Origin of the sequence: Sphingomonas sp. LM7 (assembly GCF_002002925.1) — a bacterium.
In the GTDB taxonomy this organism is placed as follows: Bacteria; Pseudomonadota; Alphaproteobacteria; order Sphingomonadales; family Sphingomonadaceae; genus Sphingomonas.
Genome location: NZ_CP019511.1, coordinates 1,494,531 through 1,520,156 on the forward strand (window position 1 = coordinate 1,494,531; position 25,626 = coordinate 1,520,156).

General features: G+C 66.6%; 20 protein-coding genes. 11 read left to right on the forward strand and 9 right to left on the reverse strand.

Annotation, left to right across the window (positions count from 1 at the left end; all coding sequences use genetic code 11):
* Positions 1–54: 54 nt before the first annotated feature.
* Positions 55–1,242: a CaiB/BaiF CoA-transferase family protein gene (locus BXU08_RS06815; RefSeq protein ID WP_150125448.1), complete on the reverse strand. Its 1,188-nt coding sequence runs from the start codon at positions 1,240–1,242 to the stop codon at positions 55–57.
* Positions 1,243–1,321: 79 nt separating this feature from the next.
* Between BXU08_RS06815 and BXU08_RS06820 the strand changes: the two genes are divergently transcribed.
* From BXU08_RS06820 to BXU08_RS06835, 4 genes are read left to right on the forward strand one after another with little or no spacing between them, the layout of a single operon-like run.
* Complete coding sequence (locus BXU08_RS06820) at positions 1,322–2,785, forward strand: aldehyde dehydrogenase (protein ID WP_253190533.1); 1,464 nt, start codon at positions 1,322–1,324, stop codon at positions 2,783–2,785.
* Positions 2,786–2,796: 11 nt separating this feature from the next.
* Positions 2,797–3,561, forward strand: coding sequence for an SDR family NAD(P)-dependent oxidoreductase (locus BXU08_RS06825; protein ID WP_077509374.1), 765 nt, complete (start codon positions 2,797–2,799; stop codon positions 3,559–3,561).
* 18 nt (positions 3,562–3,579) lie between these two features.
* Positions 3,580–4,317: an IclR family transcriptional regulator gene (locus tag BXU08_RS06830; protein WP_216352906.1), complete on the forward strand. Its 738-nt coding sequence runs from the start codon at positions 3,580–3,582 to the stop codon at positions 4,315–4,317.
* Between the two features lie 52 nt (positions 4,318–4,369).
* Positions 4,370–5,674, forward strand: a complete 1,305-nt coding sequence (locus tag BXU08_RS06835) for an MFS transporter (protein WP_077509375.1) — start codon at positions 4,370–4,372, stop codon at positions 5,672–5,674.
* Between the two features lie 166 nt (positions 5,675–5,840).
* Here the strand turns inward: BXU08_RS06835 and putA are convergent, their stop codons facing one another.
* Positions 5,841–9,446 carry a trifunctional transcriptional regulator/proline dehydrogenase/L-glutamate gamma-semialdehyde dehydrogenase gene (gene putA, locus BXU08_RS06840; protein WP_077509376.1) on the reverse strand — a complete coding sequence of 1,202 codons (3,606 nt, stop codon included), beginning with the start codon at positions 9,444–9,446 and terminating at the stop codon, positions 5,841–5,843.
* A 113-nt stretch (positions 9,447–9,559) separates the two neighbouring features.
* Here putA and BXU08_RS06845 point away from each other — a divergent pair, with 113 nt between their 5' ends.
* Positions 9,560–10,018 carry an Lrp/AsnC family transcriptional regulator gene (locus BXU08_RS06845; RefSeq protein ID WP_077512103.1) on the forward strand — a complete coding sequence of 153 codons (459 nt, stop codon included), beginning with the start codon at positions 9,560–9,562 and terminating at the stop codon, positions 10,016–10,018.
* Between the two features lie 36 nt (positions 10,019–10,054).
* Here the strand turns inward: BXU08_RS06845 and BXU08_RS06850 are convergent, their stop codons facing one another.
* The gene (locus tag BXU08_RS06850; RefSeq protein WP_077509377.1) at positions 10,055–10,846 is read right to left on the reverse strand and encodes an SDR family NAD(P)-dependent oxidoreductase; all 792 of its coding nucleotides are present in this window, start codon (positions 10,844–10,846) and stop codon (positions 10,055–10,057) included.
* Positions 10,847–10,944: 98 nt separating this feature from the next.
* Between BXU08_RS06850 and BXU08_RS06855 the strand changes: the two genes are divergently transcribed.
* Positions 10,945–11,856, forward strand: coding sequence for a LysR family transcriptional regulator (locus BXU08_RS06855; protein ID WP_077509378.1), 912 nt, complete (start codon positions 10,945–10,947; stop codon positions 11,854–11,856).
* A 10-nt stretch (positions 11,857–11,866) separates the two neighbouring features.
* Here BXU08_RS06855 and BXU08_RS06860 read toward each other — a convergent pair whose 3' ends face one another.
* Genes BXU08_RS06860 through BXU08_RS06870 form a run of 3 tightly spaced genes read right to left on the reverse strand, consistent with a single transcriptional unit; the run spans position 11,867 to position 16,477 of the window.
* Positions 11,867–13,756 carry a family 43 glycosylhydrolase gene (locus BXU08_RS06860; protein ID WP_077509379.1) on the reverse strand — a complete coding sequence of 630 codons (1,890 nt, stop codon included), beginning with the start codon at positions 13,754–13,756 and terminating at the stop codon, positions 11,867–11,869.
* Positions 13,757–13,761: 5 nt separating this feature from the next.
* Entirely contained in the window at positions 13,762–14,886 is a 1,125-nt protein-coding gene (locus BXU08_RS06865) for a hypothetical protein (protein WP_077509380.1), read from the reverse strand.
* Positions 14,887–14,899: 13 nt separating this feature from the next.
* A complete protein-coding gene (locus BXU08_RS06870; protein WP_077509381.1) occupies positions 14,900–16,477 on the reverse strand; it encodes an arylsulfatase in 1,578 nt (525 codons plus the stop codon).
* Between the two features lie 121 nt (positions 16,478–16,598).
* Here BXU08_RS06870 and BXU08_RS06875 point away from each other — a divergent pair, with 121 nt between their 5' ends.
* Positions 16,599–19,340 (forward strand): TonB-dependent receptor, encoded by a 2,742-nt coding sequence (locus tag BXU08_RS06875; RefSeq protein ID WP_171982449.1) that lies wholly within the window; start codon positions 16,599–16,601, stop codon positions 19,338–19,340.
* Positions 19,341–19,534: 194 nt separating this feature from the next.
* On the forward strand, positions 19,535–20,266 hold the full coding sequence (locus BXU08_RS06880) for a FadR/GntR family transcriptional regulator (protein ID WP_077509383.1): 732 nt from the start codon (positions 19,535–19,537) through the stop codon (positions 20,264–20,266).
* Here BXU08_RS06880 and BXU08_RS20510 read toward each other — a convergent pair.
* Positions 20,236–20,679, reverse strand: coding sequence for an FCD domain-containing protein (locus tag BXU08_RS20510; protein ID WP_077509384.1), 444 nt, complete (start codon positions 20,677–20,679; stop codon positions 20,236–20,238). The two genes, BXU08_RS06880 and BXU08_RS20510, sit on opposite strands and share 31 nt — an antisense overlap.
* Positions 20,680–20,839: 160 nt before the next feature.
* Between BXU08_RS20510 and BXU08_RS06890 the strand changes: the two genes are divergently transcribed.
* The gene (locus tag BXU08_RS06890; RefSeq protein ID WP_077509385.1) at positions 20,840–22,471 is read left to right on the forward strand and encodes a sulfatase; all 1,632 of its coding nucleotides are present in this window, start codon (positions 20,840–20,842) and stop codon (positions 22,469–22,471) included.
* A 65-nt stretch (positions 22,472–22,536) separates the two neighbouring features.
* Here BXU08_RS06890 and BXU08_RS06895 read toward each other — a convergent pair whose 3' ends face one another.
* Positions 22,537–23,199 (reverse strand): sulfite oxidase-like oxidoreductase, encoded by a 663-nt coding sequence (locus tag BXU08_RS06895; protein ID WP_077509386.1) that lies wholly within the window; start codon positions 23,197–23,199, stop codon positions 22,537–22,539.
* A 75-nt stretch (positions 23,200–23,274) separates the two neighbouring features.
* Positions 23,275–23,520: a hypothetical protein gene (locus BXU08_RS06900; RefSeq protein ID WP_077509387.1), complete on the reverse strand. Its 246-nt coding sequence runs from the start codon at positions 23,518–23,520 to the stop codon at positions 23,275–23,277.
* Positions 23,521–23,603: 83 nt separating this feature from the next.
* Here BXU08_RS06900 and BXU08_RS06905 point away from each other — a divergent pair, with 83 nt between their 5' ends.
* Both BXU08_RS06905 and BXU08_RS06910 read left to right on the forward strand, forming a co-directional pair.
* Positions 23,604–24,758 carry an aminotransferase gene (locus BXU08_RS06905; protein WP_077509388.1) on the forward strand — a complete coding sequence of 385 codons (1,155 nt, stop codon included), beginning with the start codon at positions 23,604–23,606 and terminating at the stop codon, positions 24,756–24,758.
* A gap of 80 nt (positions 24,759–24,838) precedes the next feature.
* Positions 24,839–25,516, forward strand: a complete 678-nt coding sequence (locus BXU08_RS06910) for a hypothetical protein (RefSeq protein WP_150125449.1) — start codon at positions 24,839–24,841, stop codon at positions 25,514–25,516.
* Positions 25,517–25,626 lie beyond the last annotated feature (110 nt).

The window sequence follows — 25,626 nt, forward strand, 5'->3', positions numbered from 1 at the left end:
TGCGCGCCGGCCCGCCACTCGGGCGACGGGTAAGATGCAACGGATTCCGGGTAGCTAGCCGCCCACCACCCCCGCCGCGACGAGCGCGTCGATCGCCGCCTCGTCATAGCCGCAGTCGCCGAGCACCGCGCGGCTGTCCGCGCCGAGCGCATGCGGCGGCGCATCGCCCGTCGTCGCGATGCCCGGAAACAACACCGGCTGCGGCAGCGCGCGGTACACGCCTTCCGGGAACCCCTCGGGCACGTCGAAGAAGCCGATCTCCGCCAGATGCGGATCGGTCAGCAGATCGGCGGGCATCGCGATGCGCGAACACGGGATGTCGCGTGCCTCCAGCGCCTCGATCCATGCGCCGGTGGTGCGCGCGGCCAAGCTTTGGGCGAGGATCGCGTAGAGTTCGCCGATATGCGCCTGGCGGTTCTGTGGCGCGGCGAACCAGGGTTGCGCCACCACGTCGCCGCGCCCGATCTCTTCGAAGAAGCGCCGCCACTGCGCCTCGGTATAGGGCAGCACTGCGATCCAGCCATCGGCAGTACGGAACGGCCGGCGATCGGGCGAGAGCAAGCGCGGATAGCCGGGCGCGCCCTCTTCGGCGAAGGTCGCGGCGGCGAGGTGTTCGTTCATCACGAACGCGACCATCGCTTCGAACATAGGCACTTCGACGCGGAACGGCCCTTCCCCGCCCCGCTCGCGCGACACCAGGGCTGCGAGGATGCCGTAGACCACGTGAAGCGCCGCGACCTTGTCGGCGACGATCGTCGGGACGAACTGCGGCGTCCCGCCCTGGAGCGCGCCGAGTCCGGCGAGCCCGCTCGCGGCCTGGATGATGTCGTCGAACGCCGGACGATCGCGATAGCGCCCGCCGCGCCCAAACCCGGTCGCCGAGCAATGGATGATCCGCGGATTGATCGCCGCCACCGCCTCCGGGTCGAGCCCGAGCCGCTCGGCCGCGTCGAGGCGCATATTGTGAAACAAGACGTCCGCGGTGCCGAGCAGTTTCGCCAGCGCCGCCTGCCCTTCGGGGCGCTTGAGGTCGATCGCGAGCATCCGCTTGTTGCGGTTGTTGTTGACGAACAGCGCGCCGCCGCCGGCGCCCTGCGGATGCGCATGCCGGGCGATGTCGCCTTCGAGCGGCTCGACCTTGATCACCTCGGCACCGAGATCGGCAAGGATCTGCCCGGCATAGGGCCCGAGCACCACCGCGCCCACTTCGACGACACGGATACCCTTCAACAGCGGCAGCACGGCGATCCTCCCGATTTTCGTTGACACTGATTTCCATATGAGGACACTTATGTCCACAAATAGAAATCGGAGAGTGGGCGTGGAATATCGTTTCGACCGGCTGTTCATCGGCGGCGAATGGGTCGCGCCGATCGACGGCGGGGTGCGCCCGAGCGTGGATCCGGCAACCGGCAAGCCGTGGGGCGACGTCGCTTATGGCGGGCCGCAGGACATCGACCGCGCAGTCGCCGCGGCACGCGAGGCGTTCGAGGGACGGTGGGGCCGGATGGCGCCGTGGGAGCGCGCCGCGCTGATCCGGAAGTTCGCCGATCTCTATGCGACGCAGGTCGATGCGCTCGCGGCGATCGAGACGCAGGACAATGGTCGTGCCATCCGCGAATCGCGCGGCGATATCGGCATGCACTCGCAATATTATCACTGGTTCGCCTCGCTCGCCGACAAGCAGGGTGGCCGCACGATCCCGATGGACGACAGCGTCCATGCCTTCACCACGCGCTCGGCGGTGGGCGTGGTGGGGACGATCACCCCGTGGAACGTGCCGCTGATGGCCGCGGCGTGGAAGCTCGGTCCGGCGCTGGCGGCAGGATGCACCATGGTGCTCAAACCCGCCGAGCAGACCCCGGCTTCGTCGCTGGCGCTTGGCCGGCTGTTCGAGGAAGCGGGGTTCCCGCCCGGCGTGGTCAACATCGTCCCCGGCGACGGGGTGACCGCGGGCGCACACCTGGTGGCGCATCCGGGCGTCAACAAGATTGCGTTCACCGGCGAGGGGGAGACCGCCAAGACGATCCTCAAGACCGGCGCGGACAGCCTCAAGAAGTTCAGCTTCGAGCTGGGCGGCAAGGCGCCGCACATCCTCTTTGCCGACGCCGATATCGAGAATGCGCTCAACGCCGCGACGGGTTCGGCCTGGGCGCTGTGCGGGCAGAGCTGCGCGCTGGGATCGCGTATCCTGGTCGAGCGGCCGATCTATGACCGCGTGGTCGAGGGGTTCCGGCGCAATGCCGGGCGGGTGCGGGTCGGTGATCCGATGGACCCGGCGACGCATATGGGGCCGCAAGCGCACCAGCAGCAGCTCGACAAGACCTTGTCCTATGTCGCGATCGGCCACGACGAGGGCGCAGAGCTGGTTACCGGCGGCACGCGGCTGGAGCGCGACGGCTATTTCGTCGAGCCCACCGTGTTCGCGGGCGTCGGCGCGAATATGCGGATCGCGCAGGAGGAGATTTTCGGACCCGTCGCGGCGATCATCCCGTTCGACGGCGAGGACGAGGCAGTCGCGATCGCCAACGGCACGCCCTACGGACTCGCCGCGGGGCTGTGGACCGGCGATGTCGGGCGCGCGCATCGCGTCGCCGCGCGGATCGAGGCCGGCATGGTCTGGGTCAACACCTATCGCTACATCCGCTGGTCCACCCCCTATGGCGGGGTGAAGTCGAGCGGCTGGGGCCGCGAGAACGGCATGGATGCGCTCGACGACTATCTCGAGACCAAGACCACGATCGTCTCGACCACCGGCAAATTCGCCGATCCCTTCGCGAACTGAGGACCAGAACCATGCGCCTGCAGGGCAAGCTCGCCATCGTCACCGCCGCCGCGTCGGGGATGGGACGCGCCGGCGTCGAACGCTTCGTGCGCGAAGGCGCGCAAGTGGCGGCGATCGATATCAACCCGGAGGCACTCGACGCGCTGGCGAAAGAATTCGGGCGGGATCGCGTCCATGTCTTCGCCGCCGATCTTTCGACCGAAGAAGGCGCGCTGGGCAGCATCGACCAGGCGGTCGCGGCGCTGGGCGGCGCGGATATCCTGTGGGCGCATGCCGGGATGCCAGGCCCCGCGTCGGTCGAGGATCTCGACATGACTGCCTATCGCAAGGCGATCGACCTCAACATCACGTCGGCGGCCCTGGGCGCCGGCCGGGTCGCGCCGCACATGCGCAAGCGCGGCGGCGGCTCGATCATCTTCACTTCGTCGATCTCGGGGCTGGTCGGGTCGATGATGAGCCCGATCTATTCGGCGGCGAAGTTCGGCGTGGTCGGGCTTGGCAAATCGCTCGCGCTGGCGCTGGCGGCGGACAATATCCGTGTCAACGTAGTGTGCCCCGGCCTCGCCGACACGCCGATGAAGCTCGGCTTCACCGGGCGCAACGGCGATCCGGCCGAGGCTGCGGCGAACGAGGCCAAGGTGGTCGGCGCGGTGCCGATGGGGCGGCTGGTCAAGCCCGGCGAAGTCGCCGATGCGGCTCTGTGGCTGGCCTCGGACGAAGCGAGCTTCGTCACCGGGGTGGCGCTGCCGGTCGATGGCGGCTTCACCGCGCGTTGACCGTGGCCTAGATGGGCGATGACCAACCTGATCGTTCGGCAGGCGGCGAATGCGCTGCAGATCCTCGAATATTTCGCCGAGCGGCAGCGGCCGGCGACCGCGGCGGAGATCGCCGACGATCTCGGCTGGCCGCGATCGAGCACGTTCAAGCTGGTGAGCACGCTGGCGGGGCTCGGCTATCTTTACGAGCCGCATGCGCGCGGCGGGCACTATCCGAGCCCGCGCTGGCTCGAGCTGGCCGAGAAGGTCGCGCATGGCGATCCACTGCCGGGCGAGCTCCAACGGCTGCTCCGCGACGTCGCGGCGGAGACCGGCGAGACGGTGGCGATCTCGGCGCCGGCGGGCACCTTCGCGATGTTCGTGGCGGTGCGCGAGTCGCGCCAGCCGGTGCGATACTTCGCGCGGGTCGGCGATCGCGTGCCGATACATGCCAGCTCGGCGGGCCGCGCATTGCTCGCACAGATGCCGAGCGAGGAACGCGCCAACCTCTATCGGAAGATCGATTTCACCGATTACTCGGTTACGACGCCGATGACCCCCGAGCGGATCGAGGCCGACCTCACGCAGGCGGCGGCGCGCGGCTATCATCAGAGCAACGCCGAATATACGCCCGACCTTGCCGGCGTGGCGATGCCGTTGACGCTCCCCGCGCGGCGGCTGTCGATCGTCGTGGTCGGCCCGACCTCGCGCTGCCTCGCGCAGCGCCCTGCCCTCGCCGCCATCCTTGCGCGGCATGTGAACGCACTCAAAGCCTGAACACCAAAATGCCCGGCCCATGCAGGCACGGGTCCCTCCGGAGAGGAACATCATGACCGAGCAAACCGACGTGCGCGCGACGCTCGCCGCGCAGCCGATGCATTGGGCGCAGATCGCCGTGGTCGCGATGTGCATCGCACTCAACGCACTCGACGGGTTCGACGTGCTGGCGATCAGCTTCGCCGCCCCCGGGATCGCCGCCGAGTGGCAGATCGACAAGGCGATGCTCGGCGTCGTGCTGTCGATGGAGCTATTCGGCATGGCCGCCGGATCGGTGCTGATCGGCAACGTCGCCGATCGGATCGGGCGGCGCCCGACGATCCTCGCCTGCCTGTGCGTGATGGCAGTCGGCATGCTCGCCGCCTCGCAGGCGACCGGGGTGGTAATGCTGTCGGTCGTGCGGCTGCTCACCGGGCTCGGGATCGGCGGCATGCTCTCCGCGACCAGCGCGATGGTCGCCGAATTCTCCAACGAACGGCGCCGCGGGCTCAATACGGTGCTCAACATCGCCGGCTATTCGACCGGGGCGATCCTCGGCGGACTGGTTGCGTCGGCGCTGCTCGCGGCGAGCGGCGACTGGCGATCGGTGTTCCTGTTCGGGGGCGCGATGACCGTGGTCGCAATGCCGCTTGCCTGGTTCCTGCTCCCCGAATCGATCGATTCGCTGATCGCCCGGCGCCCGGCCAACGCGCTGCCCGCGGTCAATCGCACCCTCGCCCGGATCGGCCGCGCGCCGATCGACGAACTCCCCGCGCCCCCGCCGGTCCAGGCACGGCCGTCGATCCTGGCGCTGTTCTCGGGCGACTACCGCACCCCGACGATCCTGCTGACCCTCGCCTATTTCGCCCAGATCACGCTGTTCTACTACATCCAGAAATGGGTGCCCAAGATCGTCGTCGACATGGGGTTCGACGCGGCGCAGGCCGGGCGCGTGCTGGTCGCAGCCAATGTCGGCAACCTGCTGGGCGCGCTGGCCATCGGGCTGGCGAGCCAGCGCCTGCCGCTGCGCCCGCTGGTCGGCGGGGCGATGCTGGTTGGGTTCGCCGCGATAGGCGTGTTCGGGCTGGGGATGCGCGACCTGACCGCGATGTCGCTGGCGGTTGCGTGCGCCGGCTTCTTCGTCAACGCCGGGGTGGTCGGCATGTACCCGCTGCTGGCGCAGACCTATCCCGCCAGCCTGCGCGCCAGCGGCACCGGCTTCGTCATTGGCATCGGTCGCGGGGGCTCGGCTGCCGGCCCATTGGTCGCGGGGGCGCTGTTCGCGAGCGGCAGCGGACTGCTCACCGTGTCGCTGGTCATGGGGCTCGGCGGGCTGATCGCGGCGGCGATGATCGTGCTGTTGCCCCGGGCGAAATAGGCCGCACTCCCACCGTCACCCCGGCCTTGTGCCGGGGTCCACCGGGAGGCAAGCGCCAGCCTAGATGCTCTCGTTCAGCCGGCGCGGCACTGTGGACCCCGGCACAAGGCCGGGGTGACGAGGTATTTGTTGAAACTCGTCCTTAACCCGCAATGCCGACCCGGCCTTACCCCAGCATCATCAGGCTGGCATTGCCACCCGCCGCCGTAGTGTTGATCGACACCGACACTTCCTCGACCAGCAGGCTGAGGCTGTAGGCGTCGGGCCGGGCAAGCGCCTCACTGGATGCGGCCTGCACCGGCACTACCGCACCCGGCCGGACCGCGAGCCTTCCGAGCAACGCCTTGACCTGCTCTCCCTCGCCTTCGGCCAGTGCACCCGAGAGATGCCCGGCATCCTTGCGGATTCGTGCACGCACGCTCGCCGGCGCATCGGCCAGTGCCGAGGCGTCGCCTTCGATCACTACATCATTGCCCGTCGCAAGCGCCGCAGCGAGCTGGTGGAACAGCCCCGCCTTGGTCGCCGGCGCGAGCAGGATCGTGCCGCGCGGGTGGAGCGCATAGAGGTTGCGCTCGCCGACCGGCCCGGCAAGCTCGACTTCGCTGCCGAGCGGCGACGCCGCGTCGAGCTGGAGCGCGAGCATCGCAGCGTGCTTCTCACCCGCCTTGTCGAGCCACGCGGCGAAGTCCGCGAGCGCCGGATCGACCACCGCCGAGCCCTTCGGCGCCTTCGCAACTTCACGCACCAGCCGCGGCAGATAGAGCGGCCCGCCCGCCTTGGGTCCGGTTCCCGAAAGCCCACGCCCGCCGAACGGCTGCACCCCGACGATCGCGCCGATGACGTTGCGGTTGATGTAGAGATTGCCCGCCTTGATCCGCCCGGTCACCTCCGCGATCGTCTCGTCGAGTCGGGTGTGCAGCCCGAAGGTCAGGCCATAGCCGGTGGCGTTGATCGCATCGATCAGCGCGTCGAGCCTGTCGCGCTTGTAGCGGATGACGTGGAGCACCGGGCCGAACACTTCGCGCTCCAGATCGGCGATGCTGTTGAGTTCGATGATCGTCGGGGGCACGAAGGTGCCGTGCGCGGTCTCGGGCAGCAGTCCCTGCTGCTCGACGCGGTGGCCGCGCGCGCGCATCGCCGCGATGTGCTTGTCGATATTGGCCTTGGCCTCGGCAGTGATCACCGGGCCGATATCGACAGCGAGCCGCTCGGTATTGCCGACGCGTAGTTCCTCGAGCGCACCCTTGAGCATCGCCAGCGTACGGTCGGCGACTTCCTCCTGGAGGCAGAGGATGCGCAACGCCGAGCAGCGCTGGCCCGCGCTGTCGAACGCCGAAGCGATCACGTCGGCGACGACCTGTTCGGCGAGCGCGGACGAATCGACGATCATCGCATTCTGCCCGCCGGTCTCGGCGATCAGCGGGATCGGCTTGCCCTCGGCCGAGAGGCGTTCGGACAGCTGCTTCTGGATCAGCCGGGCGACTTCGGTCGAGCCGGTGAACATCACGCCCGCGGTCTCGGGCGCGCCGACCAGGGCAGCACCGATCGCGCCATCACCGGGAACGAGCTGGAGCGCATCGGCGGGGACGCCCGCCTCATGTAGCAGGCGCACTGCCTCGGCAGCGATCAGCGGAGTCTCCTCGGCCGGCTTGGCAAGCACCGGATTGCCCGCGACCAAGGCTGCGGCGACCTGGCCGGTGAAGATCGCCAGCGGGAAATTCCACGGGCTGATGCACACCACCGGGCCGAGCGGCGACTTGGCGCCCAGCGCGCGCGCCTGCACCGCATAGTATCGCAGGAAGTCCACCGCCTCGCGCACTTCGGCGATCGCATTGGCGGCCGACTTGCCCGCCTCGCGGATCGTCAAACCGATCAGCACCGGCATCCGCGCTTCCATCGCATCGGCAGCGCGTTCGAGCATCGCCGCGCGCGCTTCCACCGGCACCGAAGGCCAGGCAGAAGCCGCAGCGCGCGCCACCGCGGCATTGGCTGCCGCGGGCGTGACCTCGACTACCTTGCCGACGACATCGCGATGATCGGCGGGATTGCGCACCTGGCGTTCGGTGCCGTCGCCGGACTCGGCGCGCCACTTCACTGCGGCGCTTTCCTGTAGCGCCTCGCTGAGCGCGGCGAGCGCGATCTCGTTCGAAAGGTCGATGCCCTTCGAGTTGCGGCGATCGGGATAGAGATCGGCGGGCAGCGCGATCGCGTCGTGCTTGGCGCCGGGCTGCGGCATCGCGCGCACCGCCTCGACCGGATCGACGACGAGTTCGTCGATCGACACGTCCGGATCGGCGACGCGGTTGACGAAGGACGAGTTCGCGCCGTTCTCGAGCAGCCGGCGGACCAGATAGGCGAGCAATTTCTCGTGCGTCCCCACCGGCGCATAGATGCGGCACGGCCGGCCCAGCCCCTCGGCGCCGACTACCTGGCGATAGAGCGGCTCGCCCATGCCGTGGAGGCACTGGAACTCATAATCGCCGATCGCGAAGTCAGGCCCGGCGATCTGGTAAATCGTCGCCAGCGTCAGCGCGTTGTGAGTCGCGAATTGCGGGAAGATCGCGTCCTTGGCCGCGAGCAGCTTTTGCGCGCAGGCGACATAGGCGACGTCGGTATGAACCTTCTTCGTATAGACCGGGAAGTCGGCGAGCCCGTCGACCTGGGCGCGCTTGATCTCGGCATCCCAATAGGCGCCCTTGACCAGCCGCACCATGATCCGCCGCCCCGCGCGCCGCGCCAGATCGACGATCCAGTCGATCACGAACGGGCAGCGCTTGCCATAGGCCTGGACGACGAAGCCGAGCCCGTTCCACCCGGCGAGCGCCGGATCGGTCGCCAGCGATTCGAGCAGGTCGAGCGAGAGTTCGAGCCGGTCGGCCTCCTCGGCATCGATGTTGAAGCCGATGTCATAGGATTTCGCCAGCACCGCCAGCGCCTGCACGCGTGGCAGCAGCTCGCCGATTACCCGATCGGCCTGCGCGCGCGCATAGCGCGGATGCAGCGCCGACAATTTGATCGAGATGCCGGGGCCGGCATAGATGCCACGCCCCGCCGCTGCCTTGCCGATCGCGTGGATCGCCTGGGTATAATCGTCGAAATAGCTTGCGGCGTCCTTCGCGGTCGCCGCAGACTCGCCGAGCATGTCGTAGCTGTAGCCGAAGCCACGCGCCTCTTCCTTGCGTGCGCGCTTGAGCGCCTCGGCGATCGTCTCGCCGGTGATGAACTGCTCGCCCATCATCCGCATCGCGAGATCGACGCCGCGGCGGATCACCGGCTCGCCGGCGCGGGCAATCAACCGGGTGAGCGCGGCGCCGAGCCCCTTGTCGTCGGCGCTGTCGACCAGCTTGCCGGTGACCACCAACCCCCAGGTCGCGGCGTTGACGAACAGCGAGCGGCTACCGCCCAGATGCGCGCGCCAGTCGCCATCGGCGATCTTGTCGCGGATCAGCGCATCGCGGGTGGCGTCGTCGGGGATACGCAACAGCGCCTCGGCGAGGCACATCAGCGCGACGCCTTCTTCGCTCGATAGCGTGTATTCCTGCACGAGCGCCTCGACGCCGCTCTTGGTGCCTTCCTTGCGCAGCGATGCGATCAGTGCGCGCGCGGTGCTCTCGGCGTCGGCGCGAGTCACCGCCGGCAGCGTCGCCGCTTCGAGCAGCGGCGCGAGGCATTCGGGCTCGGGCCGGCGATACGCCTGGGTGATTGCCACGCGCAACGGCGATTGGGGAAGGTTAGAGGGCGCGAACGCGGCGAAGGGAGTGTGCTTTGGCATGCCCCCGTCCTAGCATAATTGCAAAAGTCGATCTGTCTTAGTTTATCGGAAAGGGCTATCGATCCGGTCGAAATTTGGCAGTTTAAAAGTCGATAGTATTGGAAAGCCGCGATATGACAGTCGATCTGGACGAATATGACCGCAAGATCCTCCAGGTGCTGCGCGAGGATGGGCGGATCACCGTGACCGAACTCGCCCAGCGCATTGGCCTGTCCAAGACGCCCTGCCAGCAGCGGCTAAAGCGGTTGATCGATTCGCGCGTCATCATCGGCTTCACCGCGCTGATCGACCCCGCCAAGCTCGCGCTCGACCATGTCGCCTTCACCGAAGTGAAGCTGTCCGACACCCGCGAAAAGGCACTGGAGGAATTCAACGCCGCGGTCCGCCGCATCCCCGAAGTCGAGGAATGCCACATGATCGCGAGCAATTTCGATTATCTGCTCAAGGTCCGCACCGCCGACATCCGAAAATACCGGATCGTGCTGGGAGAGCGCATTTCGAGCCTGCCGCATGTCGCGAGCACCTCGACCTATATCTCGATGGAAACGGTGCGCGAGACCGTGCGCAGCTGAGCGAACGCAACCGGTCTCGCGCCTGCACGATAGCGGTTACGCCATCGTGTTGATCAGTCCGCCCTCGACGCGGATCGCGGCGCCGTTGGTCGCGGACGACAACGGGCTGGCGAGGAAGGCAACCATGTTGGCGATCTCTTCCGGCTCGATCATCCGCTGGAGCAGCGAAGCCGAGCGCGCACCGGCAAAGAATTCCGCCTCGGCTTCCTCGGCAGTCGCCTGAGGATTGCTCGCCACGCTCTTGAGGAACTCGACAACCCCGTCCGAGCGCGTCGGCCCCGGCATCACCGAATTGACCGTGACCGCGGTGCCGCGCGTCAGTCCGGCAAGCCCGCGTGCGATCGAAAGCTGCGCGCTCTTGGTCATCGCATAGTGGATCATGCCGGGATCGACGGCGAGCCCGGTCTCGCTGGAGACGAAGATCACGCGGCCGTCATTCTTCGCCAGCATCTGCGGGAAATAATGCCGCGAGAGGCGCACGCCGCTCATCACGTTGACGTCGAAATAGCGCTGCCAGTCGGCATCCGCGATCTCGGCGAAAGGCTTGCTCTCGTAGATGCCGAGATTGTTGACCAGGATATCGACTGCGGGCACCGCGGCGACCAGCCGGTCGGCACCCTCGGCCGTGGTGACGTCGGCAAGCACGCCCTCGACATCGCGGGCGCCCGAAGCGCGCACGCTCGCCACTGCCTGGTCAAGCTTCGCCTGGTCCCGCCCGGAGAGGATCACGCTCGCCCCTTCGGTCGCGAGCTTGCGCGCAATCTCCAGCCCGATGCCCGCAGTCGATCCGGTGACCAGCGCTTTCTTGGTGGCGATCTTCAAGTCCATGGCGAACCTCCATTGATGTCGATGACGATCAATTAGGGATTGCGCGCGTGCGCCACTATGGATCAAAACGGCACAATATCTGTGAACATGAGGATCAAATGGCGCGCATTGCCATGGAGCGCTCGGGCGAGATGGAAGTGTTCGTCCGCGTGGTGCAGGAAGGCGGCTTTTCGGCGGCCGCGCGCAGCCTCGACCTTACGCCCTCGGCAGTGAGCAAGCTGATCGCCCGGCTCGAAGCGCGGCTGGGCAGCCGGCTGCTGACCCGGACGACGCGTGCGCTAACGCTCACCGACGAAGGCCAGGCCTATCTGGATGCGGCGACGCGCGTGCTGCAGGAGCTGAACAGCGCCGAACAGGCCGTGAGTGGCGGCGCGATCCGCGGACGGCTTTCGATCAACGCCTCGGTGCCGTTCGGGACGCGGTTCGTGGCGCCTGCCGTCCCGGCTTTCCTTGCGCGCCATCCCGATGTCACGATCGATCTCAGCTTCACCGACGACATCGTCAATCTGCTCGCGCAAAAGGCCGACCTTGCTTTCCGCACCGGCGATCTGCCGAGCAGCGCCTTGCTCAGCCGCAAGCTGGGCGAGAGCCGGCGCATTGTCTGTGCGTCACCCGACTATCTCGCCCGCCGTGGCATGCCGGCATCGCCCGCCGACCTGCGTCATCATGATTGCCTGACCTTCAATTTCCGGCGCTCGCGCATTGGCTGGCCGTTCCGCGAAAAGGACGAGGACAGCGAAGTCGTCGTCGGCGGCAGCGTGCAGGTCAACAATGGCGAGACGCTGCGCCAGCTCGTCCTTGCCGGCGTCGGGATCGCGCGGCTCGGTCATTGGCACGTTGCGGATGATATCGCGCGCGGCGACCTCGTGCCGCTGCTCGAACGCTTCACGCCGCGCGACGTTGAACGGATCAGCGCCGTCCATGTCGGCGGCGGCCCGGTGCCACGCCGGGTCCGCGCCTTCATCGATCACATGGTGGAGGCGGTGGCCGCGTCGCCGCTGTTGCGCTGACGAGGGTCCGCTATCGCGCCGCGCCGATCCGGGGAACGCCGATCGACGCCGGATCGCCGATATCGATCGGCACCAGCCCGAACTTCATCCGCCACGGCGCAGTCGGGTCGTTTCCGAACATCGTGTACCAATAGCGGCCCTGCTTGTCGGCGAAGGCGGTGCCGTGGCCGCCATGCGGCGCTCCCATCCGGCGCTGGCTGTACGGGCCGAACAGCGATTTCGACGTGCCGTACATCATGTCATAGGTGCCATGGGTGCGCAGCGGTCCGTGCCATTCGGCGCCGGTGAGGAAATAGACCCCGTTCACCTTGATCAGGCCATTGCCTTCATAACCCACCGCATCGCCGTCGATATCGACCAGCTTGCGCACGTCGCCCTCGAAGCCGTTGCGCGCCGCGTTGAGCTTGGCGATGCTGCCGCCGCCCCACAGGAAATACAGGCCGTCGTCGTCCTCGAACGGGAAGCCGTCGATGCCCTTGACCAGATAGCTTTTGGTCACATTGGCGTAGGGGCCCTGGGCCTTGCCGCTGGTCGAGCGATATAGCCAGGTCTTCCCGCCGACGCCGCGTTCCATCACCGAAAAAGCGAGGTAATAGGTGTTGTCGCGTGCGACCCATTTGATCTCGGGCGCCCAGAGTTCGGCGATGTTCTTGCCGAAATCATAGCCCATGCCTTCCCAGCGCCAGACGAAGCCGAGATCGTCCCATTGCTTCAGGTCGGCCGAGCGCCACAATTTTACGCCGCCATCGGGCTTGTGATAGCCATAGCCATCGAGCGTGCCGACGAGGTAGTAAAAGCCGTCTCCGCCGAGCGTGACCGAAGGATCGCGCATCGACTCGCTGGCGATCAGCGGCTTGCGCGCCGCGACCGCGCTGTCCTCGGTAATCACCGACGCCGCCTGGCGCAGCCGTCCGTCGGGCGCGCGATCGAGCGAGACGAGGCCAATCTGCTCGCAGAACAACGCAAAACCATCGTCGCATTTGGGATTATACGCCGCTGCGAGCGTGCCATCGTCGAGGCGGACGACCGAACCACGACCGGTGTGCGGCACCGCCAGCGTGCGCATGGAGAACGGGCCATAGGGCGTCGGCCCCTCTGCCATGAACAGGTCTTCGGTGGCGGTGCGCATGCGTCCGGTGACTTCGCTGGCCGCGATTACATATCTGTCGCCGTCGCGAAACATCGTCGCGCCGGTGCGGCCGACGCGAGTCCGCACCGGCCAGTCCTTGCCCACCGGGGGGTGGTTGGCGAACAGCGTCTGGTCGGGCTTCAGGAAGCGCGGTGCTTCGGCGAGCTTCTGGAATCCCGCCCCCAGCTTCGCGATCGTGCCGCCGCCCCACAGCAGATAGCCGGCGCCGTCCCGATCGATGAACAGCGAAACGTCGGACGCGTCCTCGACGAGGCATGGTGAGGCCGTGAACGCCCCGCCGGGATCGGCCGCCTTGCCGATGGCGATGCGCGCGCACCCGGTCTTGTCCGAAAAGGCGAGATACAGCGTGCCGCCCGCCACCGTCACCGACGGGGCGAGATAGCGTTCCGAGACGTCGCCGGGCACGATGCCGTCGCCCGCAATCCTCGCCGGCCCCCAGCCCTTCCATGTCTTGCCGTCCCTGGAGGTCCAGATTTCTACACCATGGCGCGCGCCGCTGCGCAGCGTCGTGCCGGTGAGCACCCATCCGCCCTCCGCCGTCCGCGCGATCGACGCGTCGCCGATCGGTCGCTCGGAGAAGAACGGCGTCACCGGTTTCGCGTCCGCCCCCGGCATCACCACGGCATTGCGGTCCATCGAGGGATGATCGGCGAAGATATCGTCGGCAACGCCCTTGGCAGGCGCCTGTGCCTGCGCCGCGGGCATGGCGAGCAGCGACGCGAGCACGGGGGCGAGAAACGAGAGGCGCATGGCGTTCACTTCTTCTGCAAAGCCTTGAAATCGTCGATCCAGGCGTAGTTGAATGCGGCGGTGCCGTCGGCATTCTTTCGCACCGTGGACGGCGCGAAGATGCTGTTGAGCAGCCACGGCGTCTTCTCCGGTCCCCAGGCGGCGGACATCGAGCTGCCCTGCTTGAAGCCATAGGTCGCGACCGCGAGCCGGCCGGTGTCGCGGAAGATCTTCATCTGGTTGGCCAGATAGTGTTTCCGCGCCTCGAACCATGGGCTCTGCGCCAGGAACTCGTCCCATTGCGCCTTGGGGAACGGCGTTTCGAGCGCGGCCTTGATGATCTGCCAGTTCTGCGCGGTGCGCGGCGCGCCATATTTCTCCGCGAAGGCCGCGGGCACCTGCCCCTTCATGTTCTGTTGCCACCACCAGACCAGCGAGAATTCGGTGACGATGAACTTCTGCTCGGGGCGCATCCGCGGCAGGATATAGTCTAGGAACGGCTTCGATGCCTGGATCGCGGGAATATGCGGGTGGATGTTGACCCCGTCGATCTCGGGGGTCGCCTTGACGAACGCCATCCAGCGCTCGGTGGATGTGGTCTGGTTTTGCTTGAGGTCGAGCCGGTTGAGCGCGCCCATGTAGAGATGCGTCTTGCAGCCGCCGGCGCAATGCGCCGTGCGGTACGCGATCACCCGCGCCGCCATCGCCTCGTAAAAGCCGTTGAGGTCGAGATCGCGGTCCTGCTCGCGGCTTTCGATATAGGGTTCGTTGCCGATCACCAGGATATCGACCTTGCCCATCACCAAAGGCAGCACTGCGTCGACGCGCGTGATCTCGCGCTCGAACTCGGGGGTGCCGGCCCTGGGAAAATCACCGCGGTTATACGGGAATTTGAGCGTCAGGATCGTCTTGTAGCCGCGATCGCCGGCATCGAGGATAGCCTTCACTGCGCCATGCCCGGCGGCAGCGCCGCGATCGAGCTGCGGCATCGGCAAGAACAGGCGGACCCAGCCGGCATCGGCCTTTTCGAGATCGCGATAGTCGATGTCCTCGAAATGCTCGTTATAGTTCGCGCCGAGCGCGCCTTGCGCCAGCGCCGGCCCCGCCACGCAGACCAGCGCCGCACATCCTCCGATAAGCTTCCGCATCATTCTTCCTTCGGGTTCAGGGACGGCTGCGGCCGTCGCGTTCGATCTTGTCGAGCCTGGCAGCGAGGATTCGCGCGCGATCGGGCAGCGTCGCTGCCAGATCGTTCCGCTCGCCGGGATCCTTCGCCAGGTTGTAGAGCTGGTCGCGCGGGCTGGTGCCGATCGCGTTGCCATGGAATGCATGCGGCCCGACACTGCCGCGGATCAGCTTCCAGTCGCCGGCGCGCAGCGCGAGGATGCGTGCGCCACTGCTCGCCACGGTGGTTCCCGTGGTGACCATCAGCTTGGTATCCTCGACTACATGGTCGCGCCCGCGATCGCTCTGCCCGAGCAGCGGCGCGAGCATGTCGAAGCTGTCCACCGCGCCGTCGTGCGGCAGGCCCTGCCCCGTCAGCGCAGCGAACGAAGCGACGAGATCGACATGATCGACGATCGCACGCGAAACATGGCCCGCACGCACATGCCCCGGCCAACAGGTGATCATCGGCACGCGCGTACCGCCCTCGTAGATCGCGTATTTACCGCTGCGATAGGGGCCCGCGGGCTTGTGGCCGTCGGCCAGCTCGACTGCGCGATCCTCATAGCCGTCGAACAGGATCGGGCCGTTGTCGCTGCTGAACACGATCAGGGTGTCGTCGGCGATGCCCAGCCCCTCTAGCGTGCGCACCAGCTCGCCGACGGTCCAGTCGAGCTGGAGAATGGCGTCGCCGCGCGATCCCAGTCCCGATTTTCCCGCAAAGCGCGGATGCGGCGCGCGCGGCACATGCGGCTCGTTGAGCGCGTAATAGAGGAAGAACGGACCATTCTTCTGCGCGGTGACGAAGTCGACGGCCTTGCCTAGCAGGACGTCGCTGAGCTCTTCATCGTTCCAGCGCGCGGCATGGCCGCCGGCCATATAGCCGATACGGCCGATGCCGTTGACGATCGTGTTCGAATGCTCGGGATCGCCGCGGAATTTGAGCAATGCAGTATGCTCGCCGCCGGTCGGCTCGTCGCCGACCTTCATATGATAATCCACTCGGATTGGATCGCCGGGATCGAGGTTCACCACGCGCCGGTTTTCGATCAGCACATTGGGCACGCGGTCGAGCGTCGCCGGCATGAAGAAGCCATAGTCGAAACCGATGTCGAGCGGGCCCGGCGTGATCTCGCCATTCCAGTCGACCTTGCCGTTGCCGAGTCCGAGATGCCATTTGCCGACCAGCCCGGTCGCATAGCCCGCCTTTTTGAGCATTGCGGGAAGCGTGAAACGGCCCGGCCGGATCAGCGCCGGGGCGTCGCCCGGCAAGATCTGGGTGCCCGATGCGCGCCATGCATAGTCACCGGTGAGCAGCGCGTAGCGCGACGGGGTGCAGGTCGCCGATGGCGAGTGCGCATTCTCGAAGCGCGTGCCCCGCGCCGCAAGCCGATCGAGATTGGGAGTTCGCAGCCGGGTCGCACCATAGCAGCTCAAATCGCCATAGCCGAGATCGTCGGCATAGAGGATCAGGATATTGGGCTTGCGCACAGCTTGAGCGATGGCGAATGCGCCGGGCGCGACCAACGCGGCCGCGCCTGCAAGCAGAGCCCCGCGGCGACTGAACGCAGCCTTCACCTGTCTCTCCCAATCGAGGTTTGCACCGCTCGACCCAGTCGTCGACACCCTCTTGTCAACACGGATTAATATGATAATTGAAATGCGTCAATTGTCATAACATAATGGGGAGGAACCGGTGTTGGATCGTAAGGCATATAGGCTGCTGGCCACGACGTCGGCGTTTGGATTGATCATGGTGACGGCAAATGCCGCGGCCCAGGAGATGCCTGCAGCGGAGCCGGCGCTGGTCGAATCCGGCACCGAAGCATCCGACGACATCATCGTCACTGCGATCCGCCGCAGCCTCGAGACCGCGCAGGCGATCAAGCAGGATTCCGATCAGATCATCGACTCGATCGTCGCCGAGGACATCGGCAAGCTGCCCGACGTGACGGCCGCGGAATCGCTCGCACGCATCACGGGCGTCCAGGTCGATCGCTCGAACGGCGAAGCCGCCGGCGTGCGCGTGCGCGGCCTGCCGGACCTCACCACCACTTATAACGGCCGCGAGATCTTCACCGCCGAGGGCCGCTCGGTCGCGCTGCAGGACTTCCCGTCGAACAGCATCGCCCGGATCGACGTCTACAAGTCGGGCAGCGCCAACCTCGTCGAGGCGGGCCTGGCCGGCCTGGTCGATGTCCGCGCGCGCATGCCGCTCGACTTCAATGGCGACCGCATCGCCGGCGCGGTCAACGGAGTCCACTGGTATCAGTCGCAAAAGATCGGACTCGATACGAGCCTGCTCGTCAGCAAGCGCTGGTCGACCGGAATCGGCGAGATCGGCTTCCTCGTCGAAGGCTCCTATGCCGACGTCAACTTCCTCGATTCCGCGCGCAACGCCAGCCAGACGATCCTCACGCGCAACAACATTCCCGGCTATATCGGGACGGCGCTGCGCTATCCGTCGTTCGTCAACATCGACTATGCCAATGCCGATCGCTGGCGTCCGTCGGTCCATTCGGCGCTGCAATGGCGTCCCAGCGACAGGCTGGAATTCTACCTCGACGGACTGTTCCAGGGCTTCCGCGGCGAGGGCCAGTCACGCAACCTCAACATCGCCAGTGGCCAGGCCGCGACGCTGACCAACATCGAGCTCTATCCCGACAGCAACCTGATCCGCAGCATGACCGCAACTGCCGGCGGCCTGCCGACCGGCGCCCAGCAGGCGACCCGCGCCAAGACCGACACCTATCAGTTCGGCGGCGGCTTCATCTGGAAGGCGGACCGGCTGAAGGTGACCGGTGATGTCGCCTGGACCGACTCGACCTACAGCTTCAACGCCTTCGCGTTCAATTACACCTTCACCACCCAGCCGACCCGGACCTTCAACTTCGACACCGGCATGGGTGTCGGCGGCGCGACCGTGACCCTGTCGAATTTCGACCTGTTCAACCCCGCGCTCTATCGCCTGACCAGCACCTCGGAGAGCGGTAACCGCAATCATGGCCGCGACATCCAGGCGCGTCTCGACGCCGAATATGCCCTGCCCGGCTTCGTTTTTGACAAGCTGCAGGCGGGAATTCGCTTCAACCGCCGCACCGCCGACACCTACAGTTATTCCACCGGCGTCACCAACGCCCCGGCCAACCAGCTCTTCTCGGTCCTTCCGCTCGACTTTGAATCGGCCCAGGCCGGGTTCAAGAACGATGAGGCGGATTCGGTCCGCACCTGGCTGACCCCGACGCGCGACAGCATCCTCGGCAATGCCGATTATCTGCGCACGCTGACCGGCAGGGCCATCGGTCGCCCGGGCTGGGGCGATCCGATCTATACCGGCAGCGAAAAGGGCTACGCAGCGTACGCGCAGGCGCATTATAGTTTCAGTCTGGGCGTGCCGGTGGACGGCCTGATCGGGCTGCGCGCAGTGCGCACCGAGAACACGATCAACGGCATCGCCCGCTCGACGATCTCGAACGGCGCTGGTGGATCCACCGTGGTGCTCACGCCGATCTCGCGCGACAATGTCTATGACGATTTCCTGCCGAACGTCAGCCTGCGCGCCAAGCTGGCCCGGGACCTCCAGGCGCGCCTTGCCTTCACCGAGACGCGTACCCGGCCGGGCTTCGGCAGTCTCAATCCGTCGCTAACGCTGGGCCTGGCACCCGGCATCTGCTCCACCGACCCGACCGACATCGACTGCATCCGCACTGCATCCGGCGGCAATCCGAACCTCCAGCCGATCCAGTCGAAGAACTATGACGCGTCACTCGAATATTATTTCAGCCGGAGCGGCTCGATCACGCTGGGCGCCTTCAACCGCGACGTGATCGGCTTCATCAACACCACGCTCACGCAGGTCGAGGATCCCGAATTCGGCCGGCTGAACATCACGCGCCCCGAAAATGGCGGCAAGGGCCGCATCCGCGGAATCGAGGCGGGTTTCCGCACGTTCCTCCGCGCGCCCTGGCTTCCCAGCTGGACGCGTGATTTCGGCGTGCTCGCCAACTACACCTATATCGATCACGAATCCGAACTCCCGCCGACGCAGGCGGTGACGCTGCCCGGCATGCAGCCGATCGCGGGCGTCTCGAAGCATCTCGTCAATCTGTCGGCATTCTACGAGAACCGCTTCTTCTCGGCGCGGGTCGCCTACAACCATCGCTCGAGCTTCACGTCGGTCTACAGCCAGGTCGCGGATCCGGCGCTGCCGACCGGCGCACCGATCCCGACGCTGCCGGTGACGGAGGATGGCCGTGGCGTGCTGGATCTGTCGAGCACGCTCACGCCGGTCGAGAACGTCACGCTCTCGTTCGGCATCTCCAACGTCCTCGGAACCGCCGCGACGAATGCGCGCCAGTTCAACGCCGCGGGCGACACCTATCCATGGCAAACGCGTTTCCTCGAGACCGTATATCGCCTGGGCGTGCGCTTCCGGTTCTAGGTTGAGGCGGGCCGGGGCGACCAGGGAGATGGCCCCCTGCAACCTCAGCGGAACAATTCCATGAAGAGCAAAGCGCGTCGCCCGAAAGGGCGGCGCGTTCGCCTGTCTAGCGCAGCGTTGTTCATTGCCACCGTTTTCCGCTAGCACCGGCCACGCGCCCGGCGGGGTGGGCGCCAATAGGGAAAAGCAAGGCGATGGCGACCAGGCCGAAAGACGAACTGGACAGCGGCAACCAGTTCGGTCGGACGCTGACGTTGAATCTTGTCGATGCCGTCGGGAGTGCGATCGTGCGCGGCGAGTTCGAAGGCCGCCCCTTCCCCACCGAAGCCGATTTGAGCAAGGAACACGGCATCAGCCGCTCGGTCACGCGCGAGGCGATCAAGATGATCACTGCGAAGGGGCTGCTGGGTGCGCGTCCGAAGATCGGGACCTTCGTCCAGCCCGAAGAGAGCTGGAACCTGTTCGACATCGATGTGCTGCGCTGGCTGATGGAACAGAAGCTTTCGGGCGCGCTGCTCCGACAGTTCAACGAACTGCGCTATACCGTCGAGCCACAGGCGGCCGCCTATGCCGCGCGCCGCGCAACGCCGGCCCAGGTCACGGCGATCCTGTCGGGCCTCACCCGGATGCGCGAAGCGGCCGAGGGCAATGGCGATCCGCTGTCGGCGGATATCGACTTTCATGTCGCGGTCCTGCGCGCCTCGGGCAATCCGTTCCTGTCGCAGTTTCGCGACATCGTCACCACCGCGCTGCGCACTTCGATCCGCATCACCAACCGCCAGGCGGGTGGCAAGGCGTGCATCGACGACCATGCGGCGGTCTACAATGCGATCGCCGCGGGAAAGCCGGAGGCCGCGAGCGACGCCATGGCGAAGCTCATCGGCGACGTGCTCGACTATATCGACAGGTCCCCCGCCCGGGACTGATCACGCCGCGGCCGGCCGCCCCGCGATCGGTTCGAACACCCGCTCCAGCTGACATCTCCTGACGCGCGTTCGGGCGTGCGCATCTCGATCGCGCCGGTCACGGCCCGAGGGTATCGGATAAGGCCAGCTGGGGCGGCCGATACGGTGTGCCGCGCCAGCACCCGATGCGCGGCGCCGACAGCGTCGCCGATGCCGCGATAGAATATGTTGCCCGAAGCTGCGATCACGACGTGATGGAAGGCCGTCGCCGCATCGCACCCGATCGACAGAGGCTGTCCGGAGCGCGAAAGGCCGTCACAGGCGGCAGCGGTTGCGGCATGGTCTTCCGTCGATCCGAACTGTGCAGCCAGGGCAGCGGCCATCGGTTCGATCGCGGAAATAGCCGTCATGGGCTCGCATGGCCTAATCCGCATGCGGTTATTTAAAATGATTTATCTATCAAATGGATCGTGTATTTATATGCTAAATAACCATCGCTCGATGGCGCATATTCACGAGCCTGAGTGGTTCCAATTGTGGGAGGCGGCCGCGCAGGCAATGCACTGCCTTTTCGCACCGGGAAAGGGAGAGTCCATGCGACTGCGCATTACCAAGGCTTCGCTTCATGGCACCGCATGGGGGTTTTCCGGCGCCGCCCGCCGGCTCGGCGCGGCCTGCGCGGTTGCGTCGATGCTGCTGTCCGCGGGCTGCACGGTCGCGCGCGATGCGGCGCCGCGGCCGGTGTCAGCCGCGCCCGTCGCCGCGGAACGCCCCAACGTCCTGCTGATCCTCGTGGACGATCTCAAGCCGGCGATCCATGCCTTTGGCGATCCGGTTGCGGTCACCCCCAATATCGATCGGCTTGCGGCACGCGGCACGCGGTTCCTGCTCGCTTATGCCAACCAGGCGGTGTGCGCGCCGAGCCGGATCAACCTGATGACCGGCGCGCGCTCGACCACCACCGGCATTTATGACTTCGGCCAGAATCTGCGCGATTACCTGCCCGACACGGTGACGCTGCCGCAATATTTCATGGCCCATGGCTACCGCGCCGAGAGCATCGGCAAGACCTTCCATATCGGCCACAACACGATCGGCGATCCGCAGAGCTGGTCCGCCCCACCGTATAAGGACCATGTAATTGAATATGCCTCCCCCGAAGGCAAGGCCCTCGGCAGGACGCGCGAGGCTGCGCTGTTCAATGAGTTCGAAATCCCGAAGGGCGACGTCTGGGAATATGCCCGCAGCCTCAAGCGCGGCATCGCCTGGGAATCTCCCGATGTGCCCGACGATGCCTATGGTGACGGCCGCGTCGCGTCGAAGACGGTCGCGCGACTGGGCGAACTGCGCAACGCGGGCCAGCCCTTCTTCCTCGCGGTGGGGTTTGCCCGCCCGCATCTGCCCTTCTCGGTGCCCAAGCGCTATTGGGACCTGTACGATCGCGCGAAGCTGCCGCTACCGGCATTCGAGCGCATGCCTGAGGGCGCGCCCGCCTTTGCCGGCAAGGTCGGCGGCGAGATCAACGCCTATGCCCCGATCGACGACCAGACCCGCGAGGCGCAGTATCCCGAAAGCCTCAAGCGCACGCTGATCCACGGCTATTATGCCGGTGTCAGCTATGTCGATGCGCAGATCGGCAAGCTGATGGCCGAACTGGATCGCACCGGCCTGTCGAAGAACACCATCGTCGTGCTGTGGGGCGATCATGGCTATCATCTCGGCGACCACGCGATCTGGACCAAGCACACCAATTACGAGCAGGCGACACACCTGCCGCTATTGTTCGCAGGCCCCGGCATCGGCGCAGGCAAAGCGACCACGCAGTTGGCCGAGACAGTGGACATCTATCCCACCCTAGCCGCACTTGCCGGACTGGCGCGTCCAACGGGGCCGCAGCCGATGGACGGGGCCGATCTGACGCCGGTGCTGCACGATCCCGCCGCCCGCGTGCGCAACTACGCCTATCACGCGTATAACCGCTCCAACCGGATCGGCCAGGCGATCCGCACCGAGCGCTATCGTCTCGTCCGCTGGACGCAGGAGCAGACCGGCGCGCGCGACTATGAACTGTACGATCTGCTCGCCGACCCGCTCGAGACGCACAACATCGTGGCGGAGCAACCCGCGGTGAAAGCGCAGCTCGATGCGATACTCGACGCCCAGCCCAGCCCGAAATCGGTCAACCTGCGCGAGATGCGGGCCCGCACCGCTCGCCCGGGCGGCTAGCGCGGCACCTTCCCCCCGGGCGATAGGCCCAGCGGCAAATTGTCCGCGACCAACTCGCAGCGCCTCTAGGCGCCCGAATAGCGCTGCTCGGTCCAGGGATCGCCGCGCATGTGGTAACCGTTGACCTCCCAGAAGCCGGGACGGTCGCGGCCAAGCAATTCAATCCGCGAAATCCACTTGGCACTTTTCCAGAAATAGAGATGCGGCACCACCAGTCGCACCGGCCCGCCATGCGCACGCGCCAGTGGCTGGCCCTCCCAGTGGTGCGCCAGCAGCGCGTCCTTCGCGGCGAAATCGGCGAGCGGCAGATTGGTGGTATAGCCGTCATAGGCGTGGAGCATCACCGCCGCCGCCTCGTCCTTGGGCTGGACCAGATCGAGCAGGTCGCGCGTCGAAACGCCCTGCCAGCGATTGTCGTAGCGCGACCAGGTCGTGACGCAGTGGATGTCGCTGATGCGCTCGCGCTGGGGGATGGCCTGAAACGCCGCCCAGTCGAGCGTCAGTGGGCGCTCGACCAGCCCGTCGATCTTCAGCTGCCAGCGCGCCGTCGCCACATCGGGCTGGCGGCCGAGATCGAGCACCGGCCAGTCGCCCACCACATGCTGGCCGGGCGGCAGCCGGTCGACCTGCGTCGAAACGGCATGGCCGGTGAGGAACTTGCCCTGTTCGGCCCAACCCCGCTTCGAACGGGTGAGCTTGCTATCGTCGGGCGGCTGATCCTCGGACATTCGGCATGCCTCCATCGTGCAAGCGCGAGCCTAGGCGCCGCGCGCGCCGGCGTCACCTATGCCTTGGGATACGCCTTATTTGCCGTCCTTGCGGTTCCCGCGCCAATACAGCAGGCCGGCGACGATCGCAGCCGATCCGATGCCGACGGCGGCACCGATTCCCAGCTGGCGCGCATTGGGTCCGGAAGCGCGGCGCTGCTTCGCCGCGGCCATTTCGCGCACGATGGCGACAGTCTCATTATCCTGTGCGTGATCGTGAGACGCTTCCTCGATCGGATAGGGAGACTTGTTTTCGGCGGGTATCGGCGGGGTACTGGTCATGGTCTTCCTTCTGATTCACCATGCGTCAACGAGCCGCTAATGCGGCGGTTGCGTGGTTGGTTGCAAGCCGTCAGAAGCCCGACATGAACCCGCTCTATGCGCAGATGGGCACGACGATCTTCGAGGCGATGTCGGCGCGGGCGCGTGAGACCGGCGCGATCAACCTCGGTCAAGGCTTCGCCGACGGCCGCGGCCCCGAAGCCGTGCTGCACGCTGCGGCGCGCGCCGTCCTAGAAAAGCCCAACCAATATCCGCCGATGGCCGGGTTGCCCGAGCTGCGCAGCGCGGTCGCCGATCACTATGCCCGGCATCAGGGGCTGGACCTGACGCCGGAGGAAGTGATCGTCACCTCTGGGGCGACCGAGGCGCTGGCCGCAGCTTTGTTCGCGCTGATCCGGCCCGGCGACGAGGTCCTGCTCTTCCAGCCGCTGTACGATGCCTATGTGCCGCTGGTCCGTCAGGCCGGCGGCATCCCGCGTTTCGTCCGGCTCGAACCGCCGCACTGGCGCATCGATTTCGCCGCGCTCGAGGCCGCCGTCACGCCGTGCACGCGACTGCTGCTGCTCAACAACCCGCTCAATCCCGCGGCGACGATGTCCAGCGCCGCCGATCTGGCGAAGCTCGCCGAGTTCTGCGTCGCGCACGATCTGGTAGCAGTGTGCGACGAAGTCTGGGAGCATGTTACCTTCGACGGCGCACGCCATCTGCCGCTGATCGATTTTCCGGGGATGCGCGAGCGCACGGTCAAGATTGGCAGCGCCGGCAAGGTCTTCGCGCTGACCGGCTTCAAGGTCGGCTGGGTGTGTGCAGCGCCGCCGCTCGCCCGCGTAATCGCCCGGGCACATCAGTTCCTCACCTTCACCACCCCGCCCAATCTGCAATGGGCGGTGGCCGAGGGCCTCGCGACGCAGGATGCGTGGGTCGAGGCGGCGCGGCATCGGTTCCAGCGCAGTCGCGACCGGCTCGCTGCCGGGCTCGCCGAAGCGGGGCTGCACGTGCTGCCGAGCGCCGCGACCTATTTTCTGTCGGTGGATCTCGCAGCATCGGGAATCGCCCTCGACGACAGCAGTTTTTGCGAGCGGCTAATCGACGCGGGCGTCGTCGCGATCCCGGTCTCGGCCTTCTACGCCGAAGCGCCGGTGACCAAGGTTGTCCGCTTCTGCTTCGTCAAGGAAGACACCACGCTCGACGCGGCAATCGCACGCATTATCGCAGCCCAAAGCACGCTTCGTCGGTAGCACGCCCCGGTTCGTCGTCGTGTGAGCAACCCTTGCCCGGCGGGTCCGTTCGCGGGCCGGGGCAACGAGGAGTTGCAAAAATGCGAATGATGAAAATGATGATGCAGGGCGCCGGTATCGCCGCGCTGCTGACCGCCACCCCGTCGCTGGCACAGAGCCGGATCGACCGGGCCCGCACCGCCGTGGCCGAAGCCACCGCAAAGGTCGAGGCTGCCGAACGGGCCGGCGCGACCACCCACGCCTCCGATACGATGGCGCGCGCGCAGGAGTCGCTGCGCGTGGCGCGCGACCAGCTTGCGCGCGATCACCGCGATTCGACGATCAACGAGGCACGCCGCGCGTCGGCGCTCGCCGATCAGGCGCTCGACCAGGCCGAAAGCAACAAGACCGCACAGGCGTCAAACGAGCGTGAACAGCGCCTCGCCGCCGAAGCGGCAGCAAGCGCTGCGGCGCAGGATGCAGCAGCCGAGCGCGAGCAACGCGCCGCTGCCGAAAATGCAGCCGTGCAGGCCCAAAACCAGGCAGCTGCCGCGAGCCAGCAGGCCGCGACCGCGCAGCAGGCAGCCACGCTAGCTGCAGCCGAAGCCGCTGCAGCGCGCGAATCGAGCACGACGATTACCACCACGACGAGTGCGCCGGCCGCGCGCTCCTATTCGAGCAAGAAGACCACGGTGAAGCGCACGACGCGCAAACCCGGCACCGCCGCCGCACCGCGCACTACGACGACGACCACCGTCGAGACCAAGGCGAACAACTAGGCTTTGTCGAGGTCGGATCGCGCGATCGCCAGTCCGGCGGTACGGGTCCGACCTCGCGCCGGTCGAGCAAAAGGGCCCACTTCTTTAGCGGGCCCTTTTGCTCGCGTTAT